Genomic DNA, 6011 nt, shown 5'->3' with positions numbered 1-6011 from the left:
ACTGAACTTCCGTCTCTGCATGACCCACCTCTGGCTCGATAAAACACCCAATCTCGGTGTCCATCAAACCGGCAGCAGCTCAGGGCCGATTTCACCGCGCTCGAACGGCGCTACGGTGATCCCGTCCGGCCGGCGAGCCAAGAGCCGCTCCAGGTTGGTCTTGCGCAGGTGTAGCGGGAGCTGCCGGAGATCGTCCCCTCCCATGGCGAGAACGTCGAAAGCGTAGAGCTGCACCTCGTGCTCATGCTTGCGAGAGTGCAGCGCGTTGAAATCCGAAATACCGTCGATGCCTAGGATCACCGCGCCATCAACGACGAAATGCTTCTGCCGGTTCTTCAGCGCGGCCTCGGCAATCCACGGATAGCGCTGGGTGCAGTCGGTGCCGTTGCGCGAGAACAGCCGCACGCGCTCGTTCTCTCGGATGACCAGCATCCGGTACCCGTCGTGCTTCACTTCGTGGATCCAGTCCGGCCCTAAGGGGACCTGCTTGCCGGCGGTCGCCAGGCAGAGCTCGTACGCCATACGCATTCAGCGCAAATAGGCATTCCGTTGCCTTTTTACCAACCGGGAACATTCGGCAAATGGCCAGGTTGGGATACGCTCCGGCGGGTAGCCCCCCTGCGAGCCGGAGTGTTTCCAAGACGGCCCCAGCCGCCCCGCTGGGGCCGTCGTTTTGCGCGCAAGTAATAAACGCCCCGACGCCTGAGCGGGCCCTATTCTCTTCACAAAACTCATCCATCAAGGCCGCATCCAGAATGGGTGCCAAATGCGTTGGTTTTTCGGATCTTTGATTGCTTTGCTAGTGTGCCTGGGGATCTACGTTGGTTCCGCCGTCGTCTCTCTGAGTGGTTTAATCGGTGCGGTTCGGGCCGAGAACGGCGCCGACGTTCTTGCCCGGACGGACACCGCACGCCTACGAGATCGTTGGTCGATCAAATCGTTGGCGCTTACCTCAAGCAGATCGGTCGTGAACGGCCTGTGAAGCCATTGGAGCGGTTGGCGGCGAATACCTACGGAGCCTCCATCGCCGACGCGATGATCGGCAAGATTCTCACCCCGGAAAACCTGACTGATGTCTTGAACAAGGGAGCCATCCGCGTCGGGGGAGTCGACGCCAACATGCTGAGCCTCACGGAAATCGACACATCCAAGGTGCTCGAAACCCTGAGGCGAATATCTCCGACTAAGCCGGTCGAGTTTCAGATCCGTCTAGGCCAGAACGACAAGGATGGGGGCGTAAGCCTTCACTTCGAGGGGAACGGCTGGAAGCTTTCGGGCATCCAGCTTCCGAACGCGGCGGTTCAAGCGCTGGCCCGAAGCCTTATGAAGAGCAAGGCCGGCTGAGAACATCCCGCTCCGATGAAGCGCGCCAGCGCGCCGCCGCTCCGCGCTGGTGGCCTCGCCGTCTCATTTCGTTACTATTGTTGAATTGTAGTCCTGGTGCCTGCGCTGAATACTCGTCCCACAATGATGGCAGGTCTATTGATTACCGGCGGCGTCGGCGTTTTAGCTCTAGGCATCACGTTCGCGGCGGTCATGTATATTGATGCTCGGGCGGAGCGTAGACGGTAGACCGCGCACGTCTTGATCATATCAAAGCTGTGCATGTAACTGCAGCGCGCCGGTGGCCGCACGGCAAACTCAGCTAGCAATTTAGCTCAAGCTGCGCGGTTACTCTCTTGTCACGTCCGTCACCTGTTCGCCTCCGGGTCGCATGGTCCCCTGGCATCGGATTTTGACAGGTCCACCAGCACGATCGACCTCCAACAGCAGGCTAAAACTTCCTGGACGGTCGATTGCCTGCACTGTCCTAATGCCTGATATCTGCCCCTCCGTCGTTTCTATTCGCTCAAGACACGCCCGCTCAGTTGGATTGAGCCGATTTCTCCAATCGTCCGCCGCTGTCCCATGCACGGAGAAGCCGCCATTGAATTGTTTCATCGCGGGAGAAGGCCCATGGTCAGAACCACCATGTTGCTAACCGGACTGCTCGTCGGATCGCGACCGAGTTGGTGCGGTAGCGCGATATGTCGCGCTAGGTCAGAAGCTGACCTCGGTGATCATGGCCCATAGCCTTTCGGTGCTTCCTAGTAGGAAGATGGAGCTCGCGCCAACTGCAGCGCGGCCTCAACGCCGCCTTCCAGGATCTGCTCCGCCTGGACAGTGTCGGGGACGGCCCGCGCGAACTGGAGGGTGCCCACCATGAGGCCGAAGATGGCGGTCGCGCGGCGCCGGCTCGCTGCAGAATCGGCATCCGGAAGTAGTGCGGCCAGCGACGAAACGTAGCTTCGCAGCGCTTTCTCGTAGTCCTGCCGAGTGGACAGGGGCTGGCGGGCGATCTCCGGGAGCAACGCCGCCGAAGGGCACCCTTCCGCCGGGTCTTCGAGGTGAGCGCGGTTGAGGTATCTCCGGATCGCCCCCTCGAGGGCCAGGCCCCTCCGCTGATCCTCATCGAGGCGATGTTGTTGGTCGCTGAGCGCGCTCGCCAGCGCCTCGCGAACGAGCGCGTCTTTGGACTCGAAGTGCGGAGAGAATGCGCCTTTGGTCAGGCCGGCCTCGCCCATGATCCCGGCGATCCCAGCGGCGGAGATGCCGTCTCGGCGCACGCACTTCGACGCCACATCGATGATGTGCCGTCGCGTCGCTGCTTTATGACCTTTCTCAAAACGCATCTTCTCTCCACTCCACCAATATCCCGCAGCCGTTAGGCTGCAGCCGCTTCCAACAGGGCTTGGAGGTCGCGATCAAGCTGCTGGGCTACTGCATCGACATTATCGCTGCCAAACTGACCGAAAACGGATGCTGGTCGATCATATTCAAACGCGACACCGCCATCGTCATCCTCGCGCAATAGGACGCGAATGGGCGCATATAGCCCCGCAGACAGTTGATGGCGGGTCATCTTGGCTGCGGTGAGCGGATTTCCGATATCGAACTGGATGGATCGGCGCGTCAGCCCAGCAATAGCCAGGAGTGCCCCATGGTCACGCTGACTGAAAATGGTGAGCGGCGGACCGGCCTCCAACTCTCGCAGCGCGCGCGTGCCTTCACCGTATCGCACGAGAGTGAAGATCCCGTCATCGATGCGGGGTGCCAAGGTCGCGAGCTTGGCACGAACGTCCTCGAAAGGCTTTGTTGAGCGGATGGTGACGTGCTCGACCGGAATGGCCGCGTTGAGTGCAGTGCATTGGCCATCTATTGATCCTCTAATCGGTTGTCGTTGTTTGCAGGCGGTCCCTTCGCCACGCGAAGCGGCCACTTCGTTAGATCGCACTCGACTTGCCGCCCAAGATGCCTTCGATGCCGCGGGCAAGGTTTAGAAGCTCCCGGTCGCGCCCTAAGGGAGCATCCAGCTCGAGCCCAATCGGCAGCCCCGCGCGAGACAAGCCAACAGGAAGGCTGATACCCGGCAGCCCCACGCTGCTTGCCGACACGGTGTGGTTCGCCAAAGCGAGGTAGCTGACTTCCTGCCCCGCGATATGGACGGTCGCCCGCTCCTCGATCAGAGGCGCCGTGCAGGGCGTGGTCGGTTGCAGAATGACCAGCGCCCCATGAGAGACGAACGCCGTGTTGAGCCGTCGCTGGATTTCCGGCCGGCTCACATCGAGCGCCGTCCGATAGGCCTCTGCCGAGGTGGCACCTGCACCACCCGGCAGTACGATGTGCCCCCACGCCTGCCGAAGTTGGGGCTTAAGGCCCTCGTAAATGGCCTCGAACGTGGTCGGAATGTCATGGCGGCGAAGAAATTCCGAAACTGCGCCCATCGTCTCATGAGCGAAGATGCCCCACGTCGCAGTTTGGACGAGGGCATTGAAGTCTTCGCCAAGGTCTACTTCAACGACCTCGGCGCCGGCCTCCTGCAGCCGCCGAACCACCGCGCGGAAGCGGGTCTCGACTTCGGACTCCACCAGATCCAGGAACTGTCGCGGCGCGAAGGCCAGCCGGGCTCCCTTCAGGCCGTAGCCGCCGTCGGAGAACTCCGCAGCCTCTTCACCAGTCACGACCTGATCCACCAGAATGCAGTCCTCAACGCTTCGGGCGAATACGCCCGTCGTGTCGAGCGTATGGGAGATCGGCGCAACGCCGTAGCGCGGCCAACGCCCGGTGGTTGGCTTGAAGCCCACGACGCCACAGAACGATGCGGGTACCCGGATGGACCCAACGGTGTCACCGCCCAAGGACGCGGGAACGAGCCCAGCGGCCACGGATGCGGCGGAGCCGCTCGACGAGCCGCCCGACACGCGATCTCGTGCGTGCGGATTCTTCACCTGGCCGTAACGTGCGTTGTGACCGGTCAAGCCGTACGACATCTCGACGAGGTTGTTCTTGCCGAAGACCAAAGCCCCCGCACCCTTAATGGCCCGGACAGCGTCGGCATCTTCGCGCGGCACGAAATGAGAGAGGCCTTCGACGCCCAGGCTGGTAGGCAGTCCTTTCGTCAAATAGCTGTCCTTCACCCCGAGGGGCACGCCAAGGAGCGGGGCCGCCGAGCCGGCCGCACGCGCCTTGTCCGCGTCCCTCGCGGCCTCGAGCACAGCGACCTCGTCGATGGTGATGAAGGCGTTCAGCTCGGCAAGCGCTCGGGCGCGCTGCAGAAGCGCAGTAGTGTAGACTTCCGACGTGATGTCGCCGTTGCCAACCGCTGCTGCAGCGGCTGCGAGCCCAAGCGAGGTGAGATTTGTGATGTCTCGCGATGCAAACTGGCGTGCAGTGGCGATCATGTCTTCCATGAAATCCTCGCAAAGAAGGTGTTTGGTGGCATTCCCGCTTCCGCTAAACAGACCACTCAGCTCAATGCCATTACGGTTATAATATCAAATTACGATCGTGCTTCAATGGTGATTTTCCGGACCCGCCGGACACATGTACGTGAGGGCCCAGGTGCCGAATGATGGAAGGATACTTCAACAGTTCGAAGAACGACCGTCCGGGAGCAAAGAGTTCTGGACACGTCCTTCATTTGGTCGGGCAATCTGGCCGGCGCGATTGCAGACCCTACGTCACAGCGACGGTGAGCGGCGTTCGTCGGCCGAGCACGATTGGTTTCGGCGGGGATTGCCGGTTGGTTGATGTCCGCTTCTGCCCGCAAGCGCCGAACAAGGACCGGGCCAGGAGTGTTGCGTTCGGCCAGACTCCCGTGATTCAAACTCCCAAACTAGGGTCTCGAATCATGCGCTACGAACTCGCCGACTATGAATGGACTGCTATCAAGCCGATGCTCCCGAATAAACCGCGCGGCGTTCCTCGGGTTAACGACCGCCGTGTCCTCAATGGAATTTTCTGGGCCTTGCGATCCGGAGCACCCTGGCGTGATCTGCCCGAGGCGTTTGCCGTATACCAGTTGTTACAACCGCTTTGTCAGGTGGCGGAGAGCGGGTGTCTGGAGCCGTATCATACACGCGCTTGCGGGCGCCCATGATGCCGGCATTCAGATGATCGATACCTCCATTGTCCGCGTGCACCAGCATGGCGCCTGCATCAAAAGGAACCAATGCCTATCGATGGGACGGTCACGCGGGGGCTTGTCGAGCAAAATACATGCGGTGGTCGATAGAAATGGTCGGCCGGTACGGCTGGCATTGAGCCCCGGCGAGGCCCATGACGTTCGACTTGCCAGAAAACTGCTGTCTCGTTTGCAATGCGGGGCAATGCTGCTTGCCGACCGTGGCTATGACGCTGACTGGATCAGAGAGCTCGCGATGAAGAAGGGTGCCTGGGCCAACATCCCCCCGAAAAACAATCGCCCAGCGACCCGATCTGCTTCAGCCCGTATCTCTACCGCGCTCGCAACCAGGTCGAACGGTTCTTCAACAAGATCAAACATTGTCGTCGGGTCGCGACGCGCTACGATAGGCTCGCTGCCAACTAACTCGCATTCGTTCAACTCGCGTCAATCAGGCTATGGCTGCGCTTTAATGAGTCCGCGTCCTAGCACTACTTTGGCAGAATGTGTTTTCGCCGCTGTTTTTCAAGGATTTGCTTTCGGCAATGTGGGCACTGCTGGGGCGGCG

General features: G+C 60.8%; 5 protein-coding genes and 1 pseudogene. 2 read left to right on the top strand and 4 right to left on the bottom strand.

Going from position 1 to position 6011, the window contains the following annotated elements:
• Nucleotides 1-63 precede the first annotated feature (63 nt).
• Nucleotides 64-522 carry a DNA ligase gene (locus tag IVB32_RS20130; protein WP_247411006.1) on the bottom strand — a complete coding sequence of 153 codons (459 nt, stop codon included), beginning with the start codon at nt 520-522 and terminating at the stop codon, nt 64-66.
• Nucleotides 523-924: 402 nt separating this feature from the next.
• Here IVB32_RS20130 and IVB32_RS20125 point away from each other — a divergent pair, with 402 nt between their 5' ends.
• Entirely contained in the window at nt 925-1344 is a 420-nt protein-coding gene (locus IVB32_RS20125) for a hypothetical protein (protein ID WP_247411005.1), read from the top strand.
• 743 nt (nt 1345-2087) lie between these two features.
• On the opposite strand, the gene IVB32_RS20120 is transcribed toward IVB32_RS20125, so the two are convergent.
• Genes IVB32_RS20120 through IVB32_RS20110 form a run of 3 tightly spaced genes read right to left on the bottom strand, consistent with a single transcriptional unit; the run spans nt 2088 to nt 4730 of the window.
• Nucleotides 2088-2672, bottom strand: a complete 585-nt coding sequence (locus IVB32_RS20120) for a TetR/AcrR family transcriptional regulator (RefSeq protein ID WP_018456644.1) — start codon at nt 2670-2672, stop codon at nt 2088-2090.
• Nucleotides 2673-2704: 32 nt separating this feature from the next.
• Complete coding sequence (locus IVB32_RS20115; protein WP_247361353.1) at nt 2705-3259, bottom strand: DUF302 domain-containing protein; 555 nt, start codon at nt 3257-3259, stop codon at nt 2705-2707.
• Between the two features lie 4 nt (nt 3260-3263).
• On the bottom strand, nt 3264-4730 hold the full coding sequence (locus IVB32_RS20110; protein WP_247411004.1) for an amidase family protein: 1467 nt from the start codon (nt 4728-4730) through the stop codon (nt 3264-3266).
• Nucleotides 4731-5170: 440 nt separating this feature from the next.
• Between IVB32_RS20110 and IVB32_RS20105 the strand changes: the two are divergent.
• Nucleotides 5171-5932, top strand: a pseudogene (locus IVB32_RS20105) (IS5 family transposase).
• Nucleotides 5933-6011 lie beyond the last annotated feature (79 nt).

Origin of the sequence: Bradyrhizobium sp. 23 (assembly GCF_023073295.1) — a bacterium.
GTDB lineage: Bacteria > Pseudomonadota > Alphaproteobacteria > Rhizobiales > Xanthobacteraceae > Bradyrhizobium > Bradyrhizobium canariense_D.
This window is presented reverse-complemented; position numbering and strand designations above follow the sequence as displayed.